This is a genomic window from Dactylosporangium sp. CA-092794 (assembly GCF_050948465.1).
Lineage (GTDB): Bacteria > Actinomycetota > Actinomycetes > Mycobacteriales > Micromonosporaceae > Dactylosporangium.
The window spans coordinates 2,087,555-2,106,282 of record NZ_CP192044.1 but is presented as its reverse complement, the minus strand read 5'-3'; the positions used below and the strand labels follow the sequence as shown (position 1 = coordinate 2,106,282).

At 73.1% G+C, this 18,728-nt stretch carries 21 protein-coding genes; 9 read left to right on the top strand and 12 right to left on the bottom strand.

All coding sequences use genetic code 11. The annotated features are described in order from the left end of the window. Positions 1-148: 148 nt before the first annotated feature. Entirely contained in the window at positions 149-1,591 is a 1,443-nt protein-coding gene (argG, locus tag ACQPXD_RS09240) for an argininosuccinate synthase (protein WP_432836738.1), read from the top strand. A 376-nt stretch (positions 1,592-1,967) separates the two neighbouring features. Here argG and ACQPXD_RS09235 read toward each other — a convergent pair whose 3' ends face one another. Further along, positions 1,968-2,531 carry a hypothetical protein gene (locus ACQPXD_RS09235; protein WP_432836736.1) on the bottom strand — a complete coding sequence of 188 codons (564 nt, stop codon included), beginning with the start codon at positions 2,529-2,531 and terminating at the stop codon, positions 1,968-1,970. A gap of 97 nt (positions 2,532-2,628) precedes the next feature. Between ACQPXD_RS09235 and ACQPXD_RS09230 the strand changes: the two genes are divergently transcribed. Then, positions 2,629-4,092 (top strand): hypothetical protein, encoded by a 1,464-nt coding sequence (locus tag ACQPXD_RS09230; RefSeq protein WP_432836734.1) that lies wholly within the window; start codon positions 2,629-2,631, stop codon positions 4,090-4,092. A gap of 27 nt (positions 4,093-4,119) precedes the next feature. On the opposite strand, the gene ACQPXD_RS09225 is transcribed toward ACQPXD_RS09230, so the two are convergent. The 3 genes from ACQPXD_RS09225 to ACQPXD_RS09215 are packed head-to-tail and all read right to left on the bottom strand — an operon-like array spanning position 4,120 to position 5,973. Beyond that, a complete protein-coding gene (locus ACQPXD_RS09225) occupies positions 4,120-5,121 on the bottom strand; it encodes an NADP-dependent oxidoreductase (RefSeq protein ID WP_432836732.1) in 1,002 nt (333 codons plus the stop codon). Continuing rightward, complete coding sequence (locus tag ACQPXD_RS09220) at positions 5,118-5,537, bottom strand: organic hydroperoxide resistance protein (RefSeq protein ID WP_432836730.1); 420 nt, start codon at positions 5,535-5,537, stop codon at positions 5,118-5,120. The genes ACQPXD_RS09225 and ACQPXD_RS09220 overlap by 4 nt, the downstream gene beginning before the upstream one ends. Further along, the gene (locus ACQPXD_RS09215; RefSeq protein WP_432836728.1) at positions 5,515-5,973 is read right to left on the bottom strand and encodes a MarR family winged helix-turn-helix transcriptional regulator; all 459 of its coding nucleotides are present in this window, start codon (positions 5,971-5,973) and stop codon (positions 5,515-5,517) included. The genes ACQPXD_RS09220 and ACQPXD_RS09215 overlap by 23 nt, the downstream gene beginning before the upstream one ends. Before the next feature lie 87 nt (positions 5,974-6,060). Here ACQPXD_RS09215 and ACQPXD_RS09210 point away from each other — a divergent pair, with 87 nt between their 5' ends. Then, positions 6,061-6,531, top strand: a complete 471-nt coding sequence (locus tag ACQPXD_RS09210; protein ID WP_432836726.1) for a hypothetical protein — start codon at positions 6,061-6,063, stop codon at positions 6,529-6,531. Positions 6,532-6,538: 7 nt separating this feature from the next. Here the strand turns inward: ACQPXD_RS09210 and ACQPXD_RS09205 are convergent, their stop codons facing one another. Then, complete coding sequence (locus ACQPXD_RS09205) at positions 6,539-6,916, bottom strand: hypothetical protein (RefSeq protein WP_432836724.1); 378 nt, start codon at positions 6,914-6,916, stop codon at positions 6,539-6,541. Positions 6,917-6,982: 66 nt separating this feature from the next. Continuing rightward, positions 6,983-7,192, bottom strand: a complete 210-nt coding sequence (locus ACQPXD_RS09200; protein WP_432836722.1) for a hypothetical protein — start codon at positions 7,190-7,192, stop codon at positions 6,983-6,985. Between the two features lie 115 nt (positions 7,193-7,307). Between ACQPXD_RS09200 and ACQPXD_RS09195 the strand changes: the two genes are divergently transcribed. Both ACQPXD_RS09195 and ACQPXD_RS09190 read left to right on the top strand, forming a co-directional pair. After that, positions 7,308-7,922, top strand: coding sequence for a trimeric intracellular cation channel family protein (locus ACQPXD_RS09195; RefSeq protein WP_432836720.1), 615 nt, complete (start codon positions 7,308-7,310; stop codon positions 7,920-7,922). 35 nt (positions 7,923-7,957) lie between these two features. Then, positions 7,958-8,323: a VOC family protein gene (locus tag ACQPXD_RS09190; RefSeq protein ID WP_432836718.1), complete on the top strand. Its 366-nt coding sequence runs from the start codon at positions 7,958-7,960 to the stop codon at positions 8,321-8,323. Between the two features lie 3 nt (positions 8,324-8,326). Here the strand turns inward: ACQPXD_RS09190 and ACQPXD_RS09185 are convergent, their stop codons facing one another. After that, the gene (locus ACQPXD_RS09185) at positions 8,327-9,481 is read right to left on the bottom strand and encodes a hypothetical protein (protein ID WP_432836716.1); all 1,155 of its coding nucleotides are present in this window, start codon (positions 9,479-9,481) and stop codon (positions 8,327-8,329) included. Positions 9,482-9,498: 17 nt separating this feature from the next. Further along, on the bottom strand, positions 9,499-9,921 hold the full coding sequence (locus ACQPXD_RS09180; RefSeq protein WP_432836714.1) for a WapI family immunity protein: 423 nt from the start codon (positions 9,919-9,921) through the stop codon (positions 9,499-9,501). Between the two features lie 64 nt (positions 9,922-9,985). Here ACQPXD_RS09180 and ACQPXD_RS09175 point away from each other — a divergent pair, with 64 nt between their 5' ends. Then, positions 9,986-10,423, top strand: a complete 438-nt coding sequence (locus ACQPXD_RS09175) for a cupin domain-containing protein (protein WP_432836712.1) — start codon at positions 9,986-9,988, stop codon at positions 10,421-10,423. A gap of 131 nt (positions 10,424-10,554) precedes the next feature. On the opposite strand, the gene ACQPXD_RS09170 is transcribed toward ACQPXD_RS09175, so the two are convergent. The 3 genes from ACQPXD_RS09170 to ACQPXD_RS09160 all read right to left on the bottom strand — a co-directional run bounded on the left by ACQPXD_RS09170 (position 10,555) and on the right by ACQPXD_RS09160 (position 13,182). Further along, positions 10,555-11,367 (bottom strand): C40 family peptidase, encoded by an 813-nt coding sequence (locus tag ACQPXD_RS09170; protein ID WP_432836710.1) that lies wholly within the window; start codon positions 11,365-11,367, stop codon positions 10,555-10,557. 472 nt (positions 11,368-11,839) lie between these two features. Next, positions 11,840-12,313: an aminoacyl-tRNA deacylase gene (locus tag ACQPXD_RS09165; protein ID WP_432836708.1), complete on the bottom strand. Its 474-nt coding sequence runs from the start codon at positions 12,311-12,313 to the stop codon at positions 11,840-11,842. Then, positions 12,310-13,182 (bottom strand): LLM class flavin-dependent oxidoreductase, encoded by an 873-nt coding sequence (locus ACQPXD_RS09160; protein WP_432836706.1) that lies wholly within the window; start codon positions 13,180-13,182, stop codon positions 12,310-12,312. The genes ACQPXD_RS09165 and ACQPXD_RS09160 overlap by 4 nt, the downstream gene beginning before the upstream one ends. A 42-nt stretch (positions 13,183-13,224) precedes the next feature. Here ACQPXD_RS09160 and ACQPXD_RS09155 point away from each other — a divergent pair, with 42 nt between their 5' ends. Together ACQPXD_RS09155 and ACQPXD_RS09150 are read left to right on the top strand one after the other, a co-directional pair. Then, the gene (locus ACQPXD_RS09155) at positions 13,225-15,054 is read left to right on the top strand and encodes an alpha-amylase family glycosyl hydrolase (protein ID WP_432836704.1); all 1,830 of its coding nucleotides are present in this window, start codon (positions 13,225-13,227) and stop codon (positions 15,052-15,054) included. A gap of 47 nt (positions 15,055-15,101) precedes the next feature. After that, positions 15,102-15,455: a hypothetical protein gene (locus ACQPXD_RS09150; protein WP_432836702.1), complete on the top strand. Its 354-nt coding sequence runs from the start codon at positions 15,102-15,104 to the stop codon at positions 15,453-15,455. A gap of 153 nt (positions 15,456-15,608) precedes the next feature. On the opposite strand, the gene ACQPXD_RS09145 is transcribed toward ACQPXD_RS09150, so the two are convergent. Further along, positions 15,609-17,462, bottom strand: coding sequence for an arabinofuranosidase catalytic domain-containing protein (locus tag ACQPXD_RS09145; protein WP_432836700.1), 1,854 nt, complete (start codon positions 17,460-17,462; stop codon positions 15,609-15,611). Between the two features lie 206 nt (positions 17,463-17,668). Between ACQPXD_RS09145 and ACQPXD_RS09140 the strand changes: the two genes are divergently transcribed. Then, a complete protein-coding gene (locus tag ACQPXD_RS09140) occupies positions 17,669-18,724 on the top strand; it encodes a DUF5919 domain-containing protein (RefSeq protein ID WP_432836698.1) in 1,056 nt (351 codons plus the stop codon). Positions 18,725-18,728 lie beyond the last annotated feature (4 nt).

Sequence of the window (18,728 nt, the reverse complement as noted above, 5' to 3'; positions counted from 1 at the left end):
CGCTTCCCTTTTCCGAAGGACTTTCCATCACAACCGTCGATCGCACCGCCGCGGACCGGCAAGGTCAACTGTCCGTTCGGGCGACGGAACCTACGGGAAACCCGCAAGGGGTTGCATGGTTATGCAGTACGTCGTATATGCTCTCCATGTGTCCAAGGTCCTCAACTCCCTGCCTGTCGGTGAACGCGTCGGGATCGCCTTCTCCGGCGGCCTCGACACCTCGGTGGCGGTCGCGTGGATGCGCGAGAAGGGTGCCATCCCGTGCACCTACACCGCCGACATCGGCCAGTACGACGAGCCCGACATCGCCTCCGTGCCGGGGCGGGCCACCGCCTACGGCGCCGAGATCGCGCGGCTCGTCGACTGCCGGGCGAGCCTCGTCGAGGAGGGCCTCGCGGCGCTGGCCTGCGGGGCGTTCCACATCCGCTCCGGCGGCCGGGCGTATTTCAACACCACCCCGCTCGGACGGGCGGTCGCGGGCACCCTGCTGGTGCGCGCCATGCTCGCCGACGACGTGCAGATCTGGGGCGACGGCTCCACCTTCAAGGGCAACGACATCGAGCGGTTCTACCGCTACGGGCTGCTGGCCAACCCGTCGCTGCGCATCTACAAGCCGTGGCTCGACGCCGCGTTCGTGGGCGAGCTGGGCGGGCGCAAGGAAATGTCGGAGTGGCTGCTCGCTCATGCTTTGCCGTACCGCGACAGCACGGAGAAGGCCTACTCGACCGACGCCAACATCTGGGGCGCGACGCACGAGGCGAAGTCGCTGGAGCACCTCGACAACGGCATCGAGCTGGTCGAGCCGATCATGGGCGTGCGGTTCTGGGACCCGGCGGTGGAGATCCCGGCGGAGGACGTCACCATCGGCTTCGCCCAGGGGCGGCCGGTGACGATCAACGGCAAGGAGTTCGCCTCGGCGGTCGACCTGGTGCTGGAGGCCAACGCCATCGGCGGCCGGCACGGGCTGGGCATGTCGGACCAGATCGAGAACCGGATCATCGAGGCGAAGAGCCGCGGCATCTACGAGGCGCCCGGCATGGCGTTGCTGCACGCGGCCTACGAGCGGCTGGTCAACGCCATCCACAACGAGGACACCGTCGCGGCGTACCACAACGAAGGACGCAAGCTCGGCCGGCTGCTCTACGAGGGCCGGTGGCTCGACCCGCAGGCGCTGATGCTGCGCGAGGCCCTGCAGCGCTGGGTCGGCACCGCGGTGAGCGGCGAGGTCACGCTGCGCCTGCGCCGGGGCGAGGACTACTCGATCCTCGACACCACCGGGCCCGCGCTGTCGTACCACCCGGACAAGCTGTCGATGGAGCGCACCGAGGACGCGGCGTTCGGCCCGATCGACCGGATCGGCCAGCTGACCATGCGCAACCTCGACATCGCGGACTCGCGCTCGAAGCTCGAGCAGTACGTCACGCTCAACGTGATCGGCGGCCCCATGCTGCCCGGCGCGCTGCAGACGCCGTCCGCGGACCTGATCGGCGCGATGCCGGCCGGCGGCGCGGCGGCGATCGCCTCGCGCGGCGCGGAGCCGGCCGACGCGGAGCTGCTCGACGCCGCCGCCATGGAATCCGGCACCGACTGACAAGGACCGATAAGTCCGAAAATTCGGACACGTGCGCTGATTTACACCCCGCCAGGGTATAAATCCGAAAAGTCCGGACACGAAGTGTCCGGACTTTTCGTCGAGCAGCCGACCCAACGAGCGCCGCCGCCCCAACGAGCGCCGCCGCCCCGTCCGGCCACAGCCGGAGCGACCGAATCTCTCCGTGATCATGCACGTCTCGCCGGCGAACGGCGGGTTTCTCATGATCGCGGAACCTTAAGGTACCAGTGGGTACATCGACCTTCCGCGATCATGAAAAACGCGTGGTGCGGCGGCGACTCCGGCATGATCGCGGAGAGTTCCGGTCGCGATGCCCGGTCCAGCCGCGCTCGGCGAGCAGGGTTGGAGCCGGCGACTAGAGGTCGGCCGGGGCGGAGAACTGGGCGAGGAGCATCAGCAGCGCGAGGGCCACGAAGCCCACGTAGACGAGCCGGCGGCGGCGGATGTTCTCGTAGGCGTGCCACCAGGCGATCGCCGCCTCCGACACCGGGCCCGCCACGAACAGCGTCCGGGTCCGCCGCGGGGCCACGATCGGGGCCAGGCGCACCGCCGTGCTCACGTAGACCCGGCGGGCCGGGCGCTCCTGCACCCGCTCCGGCGTCACCGTGATCTGCCGGTCGTCGTCCGGCCCGGCGGAGTACGGGTGCTCGTCGGCGTAGAAGCGCTCGGCCCGGCGCCGGAACACCTGGTTGAGGAAGTCGTCGGCGGCCCGTGGCTGGCGCAGGCGGGTGCGCCGCAGCTCAAGCCACGACCAGTGGGCGGCGACGTCGGTGAGCACCTCCACGTAGAGGTGGTCGGCCTCCTCCTCGCCGCCGACCACCCGCACCGCGTCGCGGCGTAGCGGCTCCAGGTGGCGGGTGACGAACGCGACATAGCCGGGCGGCGGCACCGACGTCATACGCATCACACCAACGCGCATGTCCTCATCGTCGCCGCCCGGGCCGGGCGGCGCCAGGCATCCGGGGCCGCCGTCGAGGGGCCCGAAGGGGTTGCGTGCGAGTGGGATGATCGGCCCCGTGGGCTCCGCGTTACCCGTGGGCCGGGAGATCCTCATCCCCGGCGAGCTGTCGGTCGCCATCGACGAGGGTGGCATCCGCACGGCCGGCGGCATGCTGCCCGCGCTGCTGTACACCACCGACGGCCTGGCGCGGCACGGCCAGCGCGAGATGGTGTTCGCGGTCGCCCGCACCGGGGCGCCCGCGCCCGGGTTCCCGTTCACCATGGCCCGCACCGTGCACCGCTTCGCCGCCGAGGGGCGGCTGGTCGACGCCGGCGACGTGAGCGTCTTCGGCCGCCCCGGCCTCGACGCCGACGAGCGGGTCACCGGGTTCGTCTACGCCGACCCGCCGGCCGCCCTGCCGTCCACAGTGGATCTTTCCCGGCCGCCGCTGATCGCCCTGCCGCTGCTGGGCGGCGAGACCGCGGTCGTGCAGCGCTTCGGCCACGCCCGGGTGCTGGCCCTGCTCGGCGCGCAGGAGCGCTACTACCCGCACCCGTGGTGGTTCCGGCCCGGCCGGGCGCCCGTGCTCGACGACGCCGAGTTCCGCGCCGCCACCATGCTGTCCCGGGCGCCCGCCTACAACCTGCCGTTCCTGCACGTCGTGCACGACGGCGACCGGCTGGAGCTGTCGGCGCCGGCCGAGGAGCTGCCCGCGCTGCGGGAGGCGATGCGGGAGGCGCCGGACGTCTGTGCGTACCTCCCCGGGCTGGCCGGCACCCCGAAGACCTATGTGTGGGCGCCCGGCCAGAACGGCCCGGCCGCAATCGTCGCGCCCGGCGGCGAGCGGGCCAGCCGGCTCGCCTGCAACTTCCTGCTGATCGTCCGCAGCGGCGGGAGCGCGGGGCAGCAGCCGACGGCCCGGCAGGTCGAGGACGGCTTCGCGGTGCTGCTGACCGGCGCCATGCACGCCCGGCTGCTGCAGGCGGTCGAGGCCGGCCGCCCGGTGGAGATCGGCCTGCCCGGCGGGGCCGTCCGGGCGCTCGCCTTCCGGGTCGCCGACGCCAAGGACGGCGACCCGGAGGTGGAGGCCGAGCCCGGCCCGGACGCCGTCAACGCCCTGCCGCCGCGGCTGCTCAACGGCGTGCCGGCGGCGACCACGATGGCCGGCGGCGACCTGCATGAGCTCACCCGGTCCGGCCCGGCCGCCGGCCAGGAGCCCGCCCGCGGCCGGATCGTGCTGGTGAGCAGCGAGGAGCAGCTGCGCCGGGCGACCACCCCGGCCGAGCTCAGCGACTTCCTGGACCGGGCCCGGCGGGTCGTCGACCGGCTCTTCGCCGGGGTGCGCCACCACACCGAGGAGCTCATGGTCGAGTTCCGGCTGGCCCCGAACCGCCCGGTCGAGGTCCGCATCATGGCCCGCCCCGAGGCACCGCCCCGGGAGCTGCTGGTCGTCCTGGAGCGGCAGCTGCAGGCGCTGCCGCCCCCGACGATCCGCTACACGGAGATCACCTTCCAGCTCCACCTGCCCGTCCACGCGTGACGGGCCGGGTGTGACGGGCCGGGGCGGCTAGGTGAGGCGGACGATCATCTTGCCCAGGTTGGCGCCGCGGAGCATGCCCAGGAAGGCCTCGACGGCGTTGTCGATGCCGTCGACGAAGGTCTCCGCGACCTTGATCCGGTCCTCCCGCAGCCAGGTGGTCATCTCCTCGGTGAACGCCTCCCGGCGCGACCAGTGGTCCATCACCAGGAATCCCTGGAGGGTCAGCCGCTTGCTGATCAGCAGGCTGAGGTTGCGGATGCCGGTGCGGTCCGGGGTGTTGTACTGCGAGATCGCGCCGCAGACCGCGACCCGCCCGTGCAGGTTCATCCGGAACAGCGCCTCCTCCAGCTGCTCGCCGCCGACGTTGTCGAAGAACACGTCGATGCCGTCCGGCGTGAGCCGCCTGAGCTGCGCGCGGATGTCCCCGTCGCGGTAGTTGAACGCGGCGTCGAAGCCGCACTCGTCGACGAGATAGCGCACCTTCTCGGCCGACCCGGCGGAGCCGATGACCAGCCGGGCGCCGCGCAGCCGGGCGATCTGCCCGGCGAGCGAGCCGACCGCGCCGGCCGCGCCCGAGACGAACACCGTCTCCTCCGGGCGCAGCCGGGCCACGTCGAGCAGGCCCGCGTAGGCGGTCAGGCCCGGCATGCCGAGGACGCCGAGATACGCCGAGGCGGGCGCCGCCGCGGTGTCGACCACCCGCACCCGCTCGGCGTCGAGCAGCGAATACTCCCGCCAGCCCAGGCCGTGCAGGACGCTGTCGCCGACCTTGACCGCGTCGCTCGCCGACGCCACCACGGTGCCGACCGCGCCGCCCTCCATCGGCGCGTCGAGCCGGAACGGCGGGGCGTAAGAGGGCACGTCGTTCATCCGGCCGCGCATCGCCGGGTCGACCGACATCACCTCGTTGCGGACCACCACCTGGCCCGGGCCGGGCTCGGGCACCGCCTCCTCGCGGAGGTCGAAGTCGCCGGGCGACGGGAAGCCGGTCGGCCGGTTGGCGAGGTGCCAGACCCGGTTGACCGTCACTGGGCGACCTCGATGTGCACCTCGATGTTGCCGCGGGTGGCGTTGGAATAGGGGCAGACCTGGTGGGCGGCGTCGGCCAGCTCCTGCGCCTTGCCGGGCTCCAGGCCGGGCAGGGTCACGGTCAGCCACACCTCCAGGCCGTAGCCGCCGCTGCCGTTGGGCCCGATGCCGACCCGGGCGTTGACCTGCGAGCCCTCCACCGACACCTGGTCCCGCCGGGCGACGCCGCGCAGGGCGCTGTGGTAACAGGCCGAGTAGCCGGCGGCGAACAGCTGCTCCGGGTTGGTCGCCCCGCCCGCGCCGCCCATCTCCTTCGGCAGGGCCACGTTGAAGTCGAGAATCCCGTCGGAGCTGGCGACGTGGCCGTTGCGGCCGTCGCCGGTAGAGGTCACGTCAGCCGTGTAGAGCACCTGCATCGATTTCTCCCTGTCGCTGGAGTGCGGCGGTCAGCCGCACGAGGGTGTCGCGGAGCTGCCCGAGCTCGTCGGCGTCGAGCCCGTCGGCGCAGAGCAGCCGGGCCGGGACGGCGGACGCCCGCTCCCGCAGGGCCGCGCCGTCGCCGGTGAGGCGCACGACGACCGACCGCTCGTCGTCGGCCCGCCGCTCCCGCGCCACGAGGCCGGCCGCCTCGAGGCGCTTCAACAGCGGCGACAGCGTGCTGGAGTCCAGCCGCAGCGCCGCGCCGAGGTCCTTCACGGTCCGCGCGTCGCGCTCCCACAGCGCGAGCAGGACCAGATATTGCGGGTAGGTCAGGCCGAGCTCGTCGAGGACCGGCCGGTAGCGCGCGGTGACCGCCCGGGTGGCGGTGTAGAGCGCGAAGCAGACCTGGCGGTCGAGCGGGAGGACGTCCACACCGGAACCATAGCGCACGATTCAGTCGTGCACGACTTATCCGGGCCGGTTTGGTGGTGGTCCGCCTCACCTGGCAATGTCTTGACGATGACCACCACCTGGCGCCACCTGCCGCCGGTCGCCCGGGCGATCGCGGTGGCCGCCGTCGAGGCCGTCGACGCGGCCCGGGCCCACGACCCGGAGGCCTATCCGGCCGCCGTCGACCGGCTCGCCGCCCTCGACCCGGAGCAGACCGGCCGCGTGCTCGGCGCCGTCGTCCGGGCCCTGCTGGAGGAGCGCCACCCGGACGGCCTCGACGGCGACGACGTGCGGGCCGCGCTCGAGCACGCGGTGCGCGCGGCCGGCGCCTGGCGGGACGTCGACCCGCAGGTCATGGTGGTGCTGCTGATCGGGGCCCTGGGCATTCACGAGACGGACGAGGAGTCACCCGTCACGCCGCTCGCCCTGGCCGCGCACGCCCCGCTGCTGATCGCCGATCTGCTGCAGTCGCGTGGCCTGGATGGGTACCTCGAAAGCGCCTTCGCCGAGATCCAGCGCGCCGAGCTGCACGACGCCTGAGGGCGCGTCAGCCCCGGAAGCCGCTGCGGAAGCGGCGGAAGAAGCCGCCCTCCTGGGGTAGCGGAGGGGCGGCCGGGGGTGCCGTGGCCCGCTGGCGGGCGATCGGGCGGTCGTAGTCGGTCCGCGCGATCGCGTCCACGATCTGCGCCTCCGTGAAGTGCTCCGACCCCTCGATCATCGGCACGAACCCGACCAGGATCCCGTCCCGCATCACCTGTGCCTCGAGCCCGGCCGTGCCGTCCGTGTCCCACACGGCGACCCGGCCGTCGAACAGTGTCACCCGCACGCCGAACTGCGACAGCCCGGCCTTCGCCATCTCCAGGTGCGCCGGCACGCCCCGCTCACGCAGCGCGTCGACCACCCGTCGCGCCTCGAACTCGTCCATCCCGGAACGTTAGCGCCGAACCCTGTGAGCCGGCTGAACGCCGGGCCGCCGCGGCCTGGGCGCCGCTCACGGCGACGGCTGCGGCAGCTCGCACTTGATCTTGGGGTTGAGCCCGACGTAGTTGAGCGGCCCGGCGATGATCGTCACCACGATCGTGCCGGCCTTGGCGCAGTTCGCGTCATCGCTGTTGAAGTAGCCGCGCTGGCCCGCGGCGATCACGCCGATGATCAGCCAGACGGCGACGATGATCCCGCCGATCGAGGATCCCCTGCCCACTGTGTACCTCCTTCTCCGATCGACGCATTGATACCCAGGGCGCTCGCCGCGGCAAACCCCGGCCGTGACGTGGGCCGGCATCCGCGGCGCCGGGCGGCCGGTATACATGATCCCGATGGCATCGCTCAGCCCCCTGCTCGTCGTCGACCTGGCCGGCATCGCCGTGTTCGCCGCGTCCGGCGCCACGGCCGCCGTGGCCAAGCGGCTCGACCTCTTCGGCGTGGTCTTCGTCGGGTTCGTCGCCGCGCTCGGCGGCGGGATCATGCGGGACGTCTTCGTCAACGTGCCGCCGTTCGCGTTCGTCGACTGGCGGTACTCGGTCGTCGCGGTGGTCACCGCCGCCGCCACGTTCTGGCTGCACCCCGCGGTCAGCCGGCTGCGCTGGACGGTGCTCGTGCTCGACGCCGCCGGCCTCGGGCTGTTCGTCGCCACCGGCACGCTGAAGGCCCTCGACGCGGGCATCCCGCCGATCGGCGCCTGCATCATCGGCATGATCACCGGCATCGGCGGCGGCCTCGCTCGCGACCTGCTCACCGGCGAGATCCCGACGGTGCTGCGGCGCGAGATCTACGCGGTCGCCGGCCTGCTCGGCTGCGCCTCGGTGGCGGCCCTGGACCGGCTGCACGTCCAGCGGCCGGCCGGCATCGCGCTCGCCGCCACCCTCACCTTCGTGCTGCGGCTGGTCGCCATCCGCCGCAACTGGTCGGCGCCGACGCCCCACGATTCCTGACATAAGATGGCAGGAATACCCGCGAGGATGGGCGCATGACCGGATTCGCGAGTCTCATCATGGTGAACATCGACTGCGCCGAGCCGCCCGTGCTGGCGAGCTTCTACGGCGAGGTGCTGGGCTGGGACGTCACGCACAGCCAGGCGGAGTACGCGATGATCAGCGACGGCACGACGTCGATCGGCTTCGGCCAGGTGCCCGGCTACGCCGCGCCCACCTGGCCCGAGGGCCCCGTGCCCAAGCAGTTCCACCTCGACTTCTACGTCGACGACCTGGGCGAGGCCGAGGAGCGCGCGCTCAAGCTCGGCGCCACCAGGCCCGAGTTCCAGCCCGGCGCCGGGCGGTACACGGTCCTGCTCGACCCGGCCGGCCACCCGTTCTGCGCCTGCCTGCGCTCGTAGGTCTCACTTCGACAGCGTCGACCCGGAGACCGACGGGGGCTTGGCGCCCTGGAAGAAGATGCCCGGGAAGCCCTGGGTCTCGAAGCCCGCGCTCGGGTTCTTCCGCAGCGTCGAGCTCTCGATCGACATGGTGCCGGTGCGGTCGTTGCTGACGAAGAACACCGCACCGCCGCCCTCGTTGGCCTTGTTCTGCTCGATCAGCGTGCCCGCGATGCGCACCGTGAAATTGTTGCCGTCGCAGTAGATCGCGCCGCCGCTGCCGCCGCCGGGGGTGCCGGCCCGGGCCGGGTTGGCACCCCGGCCCACCGCGGAGTTGTAGGAGAACACGCTGTTGAGCACCGTCCAGGACACCCCGATGCTGCTCAGCGCGCCCCCGTTGGCGCACGTCCCGCCCTGGCCGGCGGCGCCGCCGAAGGTGCTGCTGACGATGTACACCGGCTGGCCGTGAAACTGGCTGAGCACCCGCACCGCGGCGCCGCCCAGGTCGGGCCCGCCGGCGTCGCAGCGGTTGCGCACGAACCGGGCGTTGACCGCCTTGAACTGGCCGCCCCGCACGAAGATCGCGCCGCCGCCACCGCCCTCGGTCTTGTCGCCGGTGGAGTTGCCGTCGGCGAACGTGATGTTCTGCACGGTCAACTGCGGCGTCTCCTGATCCTGGCAGTGCGTGCTCGTCCACTCCAGCGACTGGTCGCAGGTGTTCTGGTACAGGATGCGGCGCTTGCCCTCGCCGCTCAGCGTGACCTTGCCGCCGCCGTCGATCACGACCCGCGGCGCGCGGTTGTGCACCTTCGCGGTCTCCTTGACCACGATCGTCACCGGGTCGGGCCCGCAGTCGAAGCGGATCAGCCCGCCCGCGGCCACCGCCGCCACGAACTTCTCCGATGTGCAGCCGGCCGGCGTGCCGTCGCCGACCACCCAGGTCGGCGTCGACGTGTCCACCGCCCGGGCCTCCGGCGGCACCGGCGCTTTGCCGGCCGGGTTTCCGTTGGTGTACACCTCGGGGGCGGCCGACGCCGGCGCGGACGCGGCGCTCGGCGAGTCCGCCGCCGCCGTGGTGGCGATCGGCGGCAGCTCGCTCGAGTCGACCGGCTGGGGCTCCTCGATGCAGCCCGCCAGCCCGAACGCCGCCACCAGCAGCATGACCCCGAAGCGTCGCATCGGGCGATGGTAAGCCCTCAGGAGCGCGAACGGTTGATCTCGTGGTCCCAATCCACGGCGGCGGCCTCCAGCGACTCCGGCGTCAGGTCCAGCGTCACCGGGTAGTCGAACGTGCGCTCCCGCTCCTCGCCGAGCCACGCCGGCGCCGTCTCCCCGGAGAAGCCGACGACGAGCCGCGGCTGGCCGTAGTCGTGCTCGTCCAGCGTGAAGGACAGCACCGGGAACGTGAGCCGCGCCTGCGGCTCCGCCCGCCCCTTCGCGGCCCGCAGCAGCCACTCGCCGAGCCGCCGCGCCTCGCCTCCGGTCAGGCACGCGGCCCGGAACGACCAGGCCCGCCCGTCCAGCGCGTCGACGACACCCTCGACGGTCAACCGGCCGTCGGCCTCCCCGGCCGCCGCCCGCAGCTCGACGGAGGCCCCGGTGCGCGATCGCAGTTTCACCGGCTCAGCATCGCAAAGGATCAGCGCGCCGGGCATGGTTCGTTAGGCCGGATACGGTACCCCCATGAGACCGCACCTGGCCGAGCAGCTCGACATGCGACCGCACCCCGAGGGCGGCTGGTACCGCGAGACCTGGCGCTCCGCGGCGACGTTCACCCCCGCCGGCTACGACGGCCCGCGCAGCGCCGCGACCGCCATCTACTTCCTGCTCCACCCGGGCGAGGAGTCCGCCTGGCACGTGGTCCGCTCCGACGAGCTGTGGTTCTGGCACTCGGGCGGCCCGCTCGCCCTGCGCCTCGGCGGCTCCGGCGAGAGCCCCGAGCCCGGCCCGGAGTTCCTGCTCGGCGCCGACGTGACCGCCGGCCAGCGCCCCCAGGTCCTGATCCCGGGCGGTGTCTGGCAGGCGGCCGCGCCGGCCGCCGAAGATCCGGTCCTGGTCAGCTGCGTCGTCGCACCCGGCTTCGACTTCGCCGACTTCCGCCTCGCCGACTCCCCGCACTGACCCGGCCCGCGCTGACCCGGCACGCGTCGTCGCGGGCGGCACTGACCCGGCACGCGGCGCCGCGGGCGGCGGCCGCGGGCCGGGTGGTCACGGCGCGCCGGCCCCGGCCGGGACCGGCGCGCCGCCGGTGGTCAGGGGCGGCGGGCGAAGGCGAAGGCGTAGATGCCGGAGACCTTCACGCCGCCCCGCTCGGTCGAGGCGTGGACCATGCGGCCGCCGCCGATGTAGATGCCGACGTGGCCGGACGACGGGAACACCAGGTCGCCGGGGCGCAGGTCGGCGCGCGACACCGGGTGGCCCCAGCCGGCCAGCGCGTAGGTGGAGCGTGGCAGGGACAGGCCGATCCGGCGGTAGGCGGCGACCACCAGGCCGGAGCAGTCGTAGGCGTCCGGGCCGGTGGAACCGAACGCATAGGCCTTGCCGACCTGCGCGAGGGCGAACCCGACCACGCCACCGGAGTTCGCCGGGCCGGCCGCCAGGGTGGCGGGACCGGCCGGCGGCCGGGTGCGGTTCGGCGGGCGGCCGGGCGGCGCGCTGCTCGCCGGTCGGCGGGCCGGCCGGGATCGGCCCGGTCCCGGCGTGCCCGGCCGCGCGCCGGCGGTGCGGCCGGCGCGACCCGCGGTGGCCGGGCCGGCGGTCCGGGTGGCGGTCGAGCGGGATGCGCGGGCCGCCTCGCCCCGGGTGGTCGCGGACTCGGTGCCGACCGTCGCGGGCGCGGCCAGGGCGGCGGCGAGGCCCGGTGGACGGGCGCCGCGGAGTTCGGCCAGGCGGTCGGGGATGCCGGGCGCGGACGAGGCGGCGGTCCGCGACAGAGCGCCGGTGATGGACGGGGCGGCGCGGTCGTGGGTGGCGGCGAGCGGCACCGTGGTGGCCGGGGTCGAGTTGGCGCTCATCAGGGCGCCGCCCAGGACGGTGCAGACGATGGCGGCCGTCCAGCAATGCACCCGGTGGCGCGAAGCGGCACGGAGAGTCCGAGGCGGGAGTCCCCGACGAGCGACCGGGCACGCGGGGGGCGGAGTAAGGCTGACGAGCCTGACGCGGTCCAGCGCGGACAGTGAGCGGCCCGGCAGCGAAGCGCGGCCGGTGGCCGCGCAGCGGCCATGGGGGGTCCGGGGTGGGAACCCCACGGCCGCGCCCGAGCGAAGCGAGCGCCAGGCTAGAAACAGCGCGGCCATGTTGCGGCGTAACGGATGTGTGGACAGATGGAGCTCCCCGTTCGGCCCGGGGCTCGGCATGCGCTTCCCGGGCGCCCGCGCACGACGGTGTGTGCGGGCTGGCCGGCGCAGGGCGGCGGGTAGTACCCGCTTCGTCCGGCGCCGGCTCCGGGAACCCGGGCAATGATCGCTGACGACGCCAAATTAGCCGATTTTTCCTATTTTCCCGGTATTTCCCGGCAAATTGGCGACGGGTGGGTGCTCATTCCTGGTCCGAGATGTCGGCCACGGTGGCCTCCAGCGCGGCGATCGCGGCGTCGGCGCCGACGGCCAGGGCCACGCCGTGCCGGCCGCCGCCCAGGGTGATCTCGCGGCCCCGGATGCGCTCGTCGGCGATCACCGGCCACGCCGTGGTGGAGCCGAACGGCGTGATCGTGCCGCGCTCGAAGCCGGTCGCCGCCTTGGCGGTCGCGGCGTCCGGCATGGACATGCGGGTCACGCCCAGCAAGGCCCGCAGCTTCGGCCAGGAGATCACCCGGTCGCCGGGCACGAGGACGAAGCGGAAGTCGCCGTCGGCGACGCGGACCACGATCGTCTTGACCACGTCGGCGACCGCCATGCCGCGCACCGCCGCCGCCTCGGCCAGGCTGCGCACCGGGCCGTGCTCGACGACCCGGTAGTCGATGCCGCTCGCGGCGATCCCGGCGACCGCCGGGTTGTCCGGCCCGTCGGTCATGACGCCACCAGCGGGCGCACCCGCTGCGCGACGAAGCGCACGAAGCCCTCCGGGTCCGGGTCGTCCGGGCTGGGCTGCAGGATGATGTGGTCGGCGCCCGCCTCGGCCCAGCGGGCCACCCCGTCGGCGATCGCGTGCTCGTCGCCGGTCAGGGTCACGTCGCGGTCCGCATAGCCCCAGCGCTGCCGCTCCGCCGCCATCCGCTCCTCGGCGCGCTCTCCGGTGGCGGCCTGCAGGTAGACGACGATCGGGTGCGGGCCGGTCCGCCCGGCCGCCGCGCGGCCCTCGTCGATCAGCGCGCGGGCGCGGCGTACCCCTTCGGGATCCGTGCCTCCGGTCAGCACCGTCCCGTCGGACACCTCGCCCGACAGCCGCAGCGTCTTCGGGCCGGTCGCGCCGAGCAGGATCGGCGCCGGCCCCGGCGGCGGCCAGTCCAGCGCCACCTTGTCCAGGCGCACGTAGCGGCCGCCGGTGCTGACCTCCTCGCCGGCGAGCAGCCGGCGCAGCGCGACCGTGTACTCCCGCAGCAGTGTCAGCGGCGACTCCACCCGCGCGCCGACCTGGCCCATCCAGTCCTGCACGCCGTGCCCGGCGGCGATGACCGGCCGGCCCGGGAACATCCGGAACAGGGTCGCGGCCTCCATCGCGGCCACCGCCACGTTGCGCAGCGGCACCGGCAGCAGCCCGATCCCGACCCGCAGCCGGGACGACCACGCCAGCGCCGCGGCCGCGGTGGTCAGGCCGCCTTCGAGGAAGCAGTCCTCCCACAGCCACAGTTCCTCGAGCCCGGCGTCGTCGGCGGCCTGCACGAGCTCGCGCAGCCGCTCCGGCGGCCGCTGCGGCAGGAACACGGTACCCAGCGTCGTCATGGCCAGCAGTCTTCCACGCAGGGGCCATGGCACGATCGGTACGTGCCGTACCGCCGCATCGATGACATCGACTTCGCCGCGCTCACCCAAGGGCCGTTCCACCCATCCCCGGACGACTGGTCCGACGAGGTGCTCTACTTCCTGCTCGTCGACCGGTTCTCCGACGGCGCCGAGCGCGGCTACCGCGATGTCGACGGCGCGCTCGTCGCCGAGGGCACCACCCCGCCGCTCACCCCGGCCGACCACGGCAACGCGGTGCGCACCGAGGACGACGCCGCCCGGTGGCGGGAGGCCGGGGCGGGCTGGGCCGGTGGCACGCTGGCCGGGCTGCGCAGCAAGCTCGGCTACCTGCGCCGGCTGGGGGTCACCGCGATCTGGGTCAGCCCGGTGCTCAAGCAGGTCGCCGGGCAGCCCACCTATCACGGGTACGCCATCCAGGACTTCCTCGCCGTCGACCCGCACTTCGGCACCGCCGCCGAGCTGCGCGGGCTCGTCGCCGACGCGCACGCCAACGGGCTGCGGGTGATCCTCGACGTGGTGCTCAACCATGCCGGCGACGTGTTCGCCTACGCCGGCGATCCGCGGCCGGTGTGGACCGGGCAGCGCTACCCGGTGCAGGGCCTGCGGGACGCCACCGGCGCCGCGGTGCTGCCCGTCGGGCCGGTGCCGGCCGCCTACCCCGACGGCGGGGTGTGGCCGGCCGAGCTGCAGAGCACGGCCACCTTCACCGGCAAGGGGCGCATCGCCGACTGGGACCGCTTCCCGGAGTACCTCGAAGGCGACTTCGAAAACCTGAAGGACATCGCGCTCGGCGAAGGGCCCGCCGACGACTACCGGCCCTCCGCGGCGCTGCTGGCCCTCGTGCGCGCCTACCAGTTCTGGATCGCCTACGCCGACCTCGACGGCCTGCGCGTCGACACGGTCAAGCACCTCGACCCCGGCGCGGCCCGGTTCTTCGCCTCCGCCGTCCACGAGTTCGCGCAGTCCATCGGCAAGGAGCGCTTCTACCTCGTGGCCGAGATCACCGGCGACCGGGCGTTCGCCTTCGGCACCCTCGACGCGGTCGGCATGGACGCCGCGCTCGGCCTCGCCGACGTGCAGGACCGGCTGGAGGGCACGGCCAAGGGCGTCGAGGATCCTTCGGGGTACTTCGCGCTGTTCCGCAACTCGCTGCAGGTCGGCCGGGAGTCGCACGCCTGGTTCCGGGACAAGGTGGTGACCGCCTGCGACGACCACGACCAGGTCCGCAAGGGCTGGTGGAAGGCGCGCTTCGCGGCCGGCGAGCCGGGCCGGCGGCTGGCCCTGGTGGCGCTCGCGATCAACGCCACGACGCTGGGCATCCCGTGCGTCTACTACGGCAGCGAGCAGGAGTTCGACGGCGAGGGCGGCAACGACCGCTACATCCGCGAGGCCATGTTCGGCGGCGAGTTCGGGCCGTTCCGCAGCCGGGGCGGGCACGCGTTCGACGAGGACCACGAGACCTTCCGCCAGCTCAGCGACATCCTGGCGGTGCGCCGCGCGCTGCCCGCCCTGCGCCGGGGCCGGCAGTACCTGCGGCCGGCCTCCGCCGACGGGGTCGTCTTCGCCATGCCGGCCGCGCCCGGCGTGCTGCCGTGGTCGCGGATCTTCGCCGGCCGCGAGGTTCTCGTCGCCGTCAACACCGACCCGAACCGGGTGCGGACCACCTGGGTCACCGTCGACGCCGGCCTGCACGCCGAGGGCACCCTGCTGACCTGCGTCTATTCCAGCGAGCCGGCCTTCGCCGGCGGCCGGGTGTCGGTCTCGGCCCGCAACGGCCGGGCCGTGCAGCTGACCGTCCCGCCCGCGGGCGTCGTGATTTACACGGACGACGACTCGTCCGTGACACGTTGAGGCGGTAACATCACCCGTCGTTACACATCGATCGGCGGGAGTGCGATGTGCGAACCCGTGAGGTGCCTGACCACATCTTCGAGAAGCTCATCGGCGCGCTGATCTGCGAGTCTGCGGCGGCGATGCTGGCCCAGCGGACCCGGGGCGCCACGCCGCACGCCGGCGAGGCCTTCGGCCGCGTGCTCGCGTGGCTGTGGGAGAGCACCGCCGGCCCCGACGACGTGTTGACCTACGTGGCCGACCTGGTGGCCCAGGTCCGCTACCACGCTCCGGGCGCGGACGCCTCGGTCCCGCTCGACGACATCCTGTCCGGCGTCCGCCGGGCCGCGACCGCCATGTCTCCGGGCGAACGCGCCGCGATGCTCGCCTGCCTGCGCGCGGACCTGCCCGCCTACCTGTAGAAACGTCCGGGTGCTCGCCCCCGATCCGCCGAGCACCGCTACCGGCGTATGACCGTAACCCGGGCGCCCGGTCGGGGGGTATCGACGATCGTAGGATGCCATTCCGGCTATTTCCGCGGGGCGCGGGGGAAGTCCCCCGCGCCCCGCGGTGGGTCAGCTCAGGGCGAACTTCTGGGCCGCCGCGCCGTTGCAGTCCCAGATCTGCAGGCGCGTGCCGTTGGCGGTCGCGCCGTTCGGGGAGTCCAGGCAGCGGCCCGACTGCGGGTTGAGCAGGGAGCCGTCGGCCTGCTGCTGCCAGACCTGGCCGCCGACGCCGTTGCAGTCCCACAGCTCGACCTGGGTGCCGTTGGCCGTGCCGTTGCCGATGATGTCCAGGCAGCGGCCCAGGGTGCGCAGGGCGCCGTTGGACTGGTGGAACCAGTGCTGGTCGACCGCGTAGGACTGGCAGTCCCAGAGGTTCACGCCGGTGCCGTTGCCGCCGTTGTCGTCGCCGATGACGTCGGCGCACTTGCCGCCGGGGCCGACGGTGGTGCCGCCGCCGTTGACCGCGAACTTCTGGGCGGCCGAGCCGTTGCAGTCCCAGATCTGCAGGCGGGTGCCGTTGCCGGTGGCGCCGCTGGGCGAGTCCAGGCAGCGGCCGGACTGCGGGTTGCGCAGCGAGCCGTCGGCCTGCTGGACCCACTTCTGGCCGCCGACGCCGTTGCAGTCCCACAGCTCGACCTGGGTGCCGTTGGCCGTGCCGTTGCCGTTGATGTCCAGGCAGCGGCCGAGGGTGCGCAGGCTGTTGTCGGCGTAGTGCTGCCAGTGCTGGTCCTCGGCGTAGGTCTGGCAGTCCCAGAGCTGCACCGCGCCGCCGTTGCCGGCCGTGTCGTCGGCGGCGACGTCCACGCACTTGCCGCCCGGGCCACCCACCGTGCCCTGCGGGCCGTTGGGCACGTTGGTCTGGCCGCTGTACCCCACCGACACCACGTTCGCCTGCACCGAGCTCTCGGCGGCGTCGGTCGGGTAGCCGTACACCATCGCGCCTTCGAAGAACGTGCCCATGTTCCAGTTGCTGTTGTCGCCGCCGGTGCCCAGGATGATGCCGCCCTCCTGGTGCATCGGGATGTAGCCGCCCCGGTTGGGCAGTGCGCCGCTCCACCAGGTCGACAGGCCGCCGGACTGCGCGTTGCCGCCCTTGAGCGCGTACGTGGTCTGGCCGTTGTTCTTCAGCGTCGCCGTCACGTACGTCGAGCTGTTGCCCAGGTTGGCGGTGTTGGAGCCGTTGGCGCCCTGGAACATGCCGTTCTCCAGGTCGGCCTCGATCCACGGGCCGGAGCCCGTGCACGGCGGGAAGTAGCAGGTGGTCGCGATGCTGATCGCGTCCATGTGCCCGTTGCCGGTGTCGGCCGGGGTCGACTCGGCGTTGCCGTAGTCGAAGCAGCAGGCGGAGCCGACGTGCGTGCCGCTGGCCACCATGTAGACGCCCTCGGGCTGGCCGTTGACGGCCACGCCGGAGGCGACGCCGGTGTAGCGGTACCCGTGCAGCGGCGAGATCCAGATCCCGTAGACCTTGTGGCCGCCCGCGGTGACCGCGATGACGCTCGCGTCGGCCGGCTTGTCCGCGCCCATGCCCGCGGTGCCCGCCGGGCCCGGCGTGAGGTCGCTGTGCCGGCTGGTCTGGTCGTAGATGCGGATGATCGCGCACGTCGTGCCGTTGCAGAAGGCGTCGTGGTCGCCGGCGTTGGCGTAGCCGCCGGCCTCCAGCACGTTGACGTTGTGCGTGGCGCCGTCGGAGGCGCGCTGGAGCTGGTACAGCGGGCCGTTGTAGGCGGCGAACAGCGCCCGGGTGGTGCTGTGCGCGGCCACGCAGGCCGTGCCGGCCGAGGCGTAGATGTCGCAGGGCAGCGGGCCGGCGGCCTGCGCGGGGCCGGGCAGCCCGACCAGGCCGGCGGCGGTGAGGGCCAGGCTGGCGGCGGCGGCGAGCAGTATCCGCCGGCGCAGCCGTGGGCGTGATCGATCGACCACGGGAGGACCTCTTTCGGTCGGGGGAGCTGGTCCCTGGGCGATGGCGGTGGCCAGGGACGCACGTTGATGCCTCAGTATGCGTAGTCACGGTGGTCTTTGATAGTTCGTGTTGGAAAATGTTCGGCCGGTACTTCCCATCGTGTGCCCCGTGGCGGATCGGCTACTGTCGCTAGCACACGAAGGCGGGGAGGGGTCGCGTGCGCAGGATGTCGCTCACGCGCTTCGTCCGTGGCATCCGCGCCCTCGCCCGCCGCCCGGGCTGGGTGCTCGTGCTCATCCTCGGCCTGCTCGTCTCCGGCGGCCTGCTCGGCTACGGCGCCACCCACACCCAGGACGGCGTGGCCAACGCGGCCCTCAACGCGGGCACCAGCATGCTGGGCGCGCTGATCACGGTCGCCATCATCGGGCCGATCATCCGGTACGTCCAGGAAGGCACCGTCCGCGAGCACGGCCGGCTCGACTACGCGTGGTTCAGCGAGCAGGTCGCCACCGCCACCCAGCACGTGCAGATCCTGACCACCTTCTCCAACGTGCTCGACCACGCCGCCACCGACGCCTTCCTGCGCGGCGTGCGCACCGCCCTGAGCCGCGGCGCCCGGGTGCGCATCCTGCTGCTCAACCCCGGCTCGATCGCGGCCGACCTGCGCCAGCAGGAGCTCGAGGGCGGCGACGTGCGGCTGTCGGTGCAGCGCGAGATCATGCGCAACCTGCGCCGGCTGTCGCGGTTCACCGCCGACCTCGGCGAGCGCGAGCGGTCCGGCTTCGAAGTGCGCCTCTACGACGCCTCCGCCTCGATCACGCTGTACCGCTGGGACGACCGTGCCCTCGTGTCCTTCCTGCCGATCGGGCGGTTCTCCGAGCTCGGCGCCCAGCTCGAGGTCACCATGCGCTCGCCGCTGGGCGAGTTCATCCAGCAGCGTTTCGACGAGCTGTGGGGCAGCCGGACCACGGTCGGCATGGCCGAGTTCCTCGACCTCACCGTCACCCTCGTCGAGGACGAGCACACCGCCCGCCAGCTGCAGGCCCGCTACGTCGAGCACGAGGGCGACTGCTACGTGATCCACACCGAGATCCTGGCCGCGATGGCCCGCCGCCCGGCCCGCCTGCAGGTGTTCCTGCGCGGCGACCCGTCCCGGTTGCACGACCTGTTTATCGTGGACAGCCAGGACCCGGAGTTGCACCAGCTACTCCAACTCGCGTTCGTGGAGAAATACGACGTCCAAGCTCACGCATTCGTCGGCCTTCGCCCAGCGTCCGGCTGAGCCC

Coding starts and splice junctions, on each gene's coding strand:
- ACQPXD_RS09205 (WP_432836724.1), bottom strand. CDS start 6,916: ATGGACGAGTTCGAGGCGCGACGGGTGGTCGACGCGCTGCGTGAGCGG.
- ACQPXD_RS09195 (WP_432836720.1), top strand. CDS start 7,308: ATGGCATCGCTCAGCCCCCTGCTCGTCGTCGACCTGGCCGGCATCGCC.
- ACQPXD_RS09190 (WP_432836718.1), top strand. CDS start 7,958: ATGACCGGATTCGCGAGTCTCATCATGGTGAACATCGACTGCGCCGAG.
- ACQPXD_RS09210 (WP_432836726.1), top strand. CDS start 6,061: ATGACCACCACCTGGCGCCACCTGCCGCCGGTCGCCCGGGCGATCGCG.
- ACQPXD_RS09165 (WP_432836708.1), bottom strand. CDS start 12,313: ATGACCGACGGGCCGGACAACCCGGCGGTCGCCGGGATCGCCGCGAGC.
- ACQPXD_RS09235 (WP_432836736.1), bottom strand. CDS start 2,531: ATGCGCGTTGGTGTGATGCGTATGACGTCGGTGCCGCCGCCCGGCTAT.
- ACQPXD_RS09220 (WP_432836730.1), bottom strand. CDS start 5,537: ATGCAGGTGCTCTACACGGCTGACGTGACCTCTACCGGCGACGGCCGC.
- ACQPXD_RS09185 (WP_432836716.1), bottom strand. CDS start 9,481: ATGCGACGCTTCGGGGTCATGCTGCTGGTGGCGGCGTTCGGGCTGGCG.
- ACQPXD_RS09140 (WP_432836698.1), top strand. CDS start 17,669: ATGTCGCTCACGCGCTTCGTCCGTGGCATCCGCGCCCTCGCCCGCCGC.
- ACQPXD_RS09160 (WP_432836706.1), bottom strand. CDS start 13,182: ATGACGACGCTGGGTACCGTGTTCCTGCCGCAGCGGCCGCCGGAGCGG.
- ACQPXD_RS09175 (WP_432836712.1), top strand. CDS start 9,986: ATGAGACCGCACCTGGCCGAGCAGCTCGACATGCGACCGCACCCCGAG.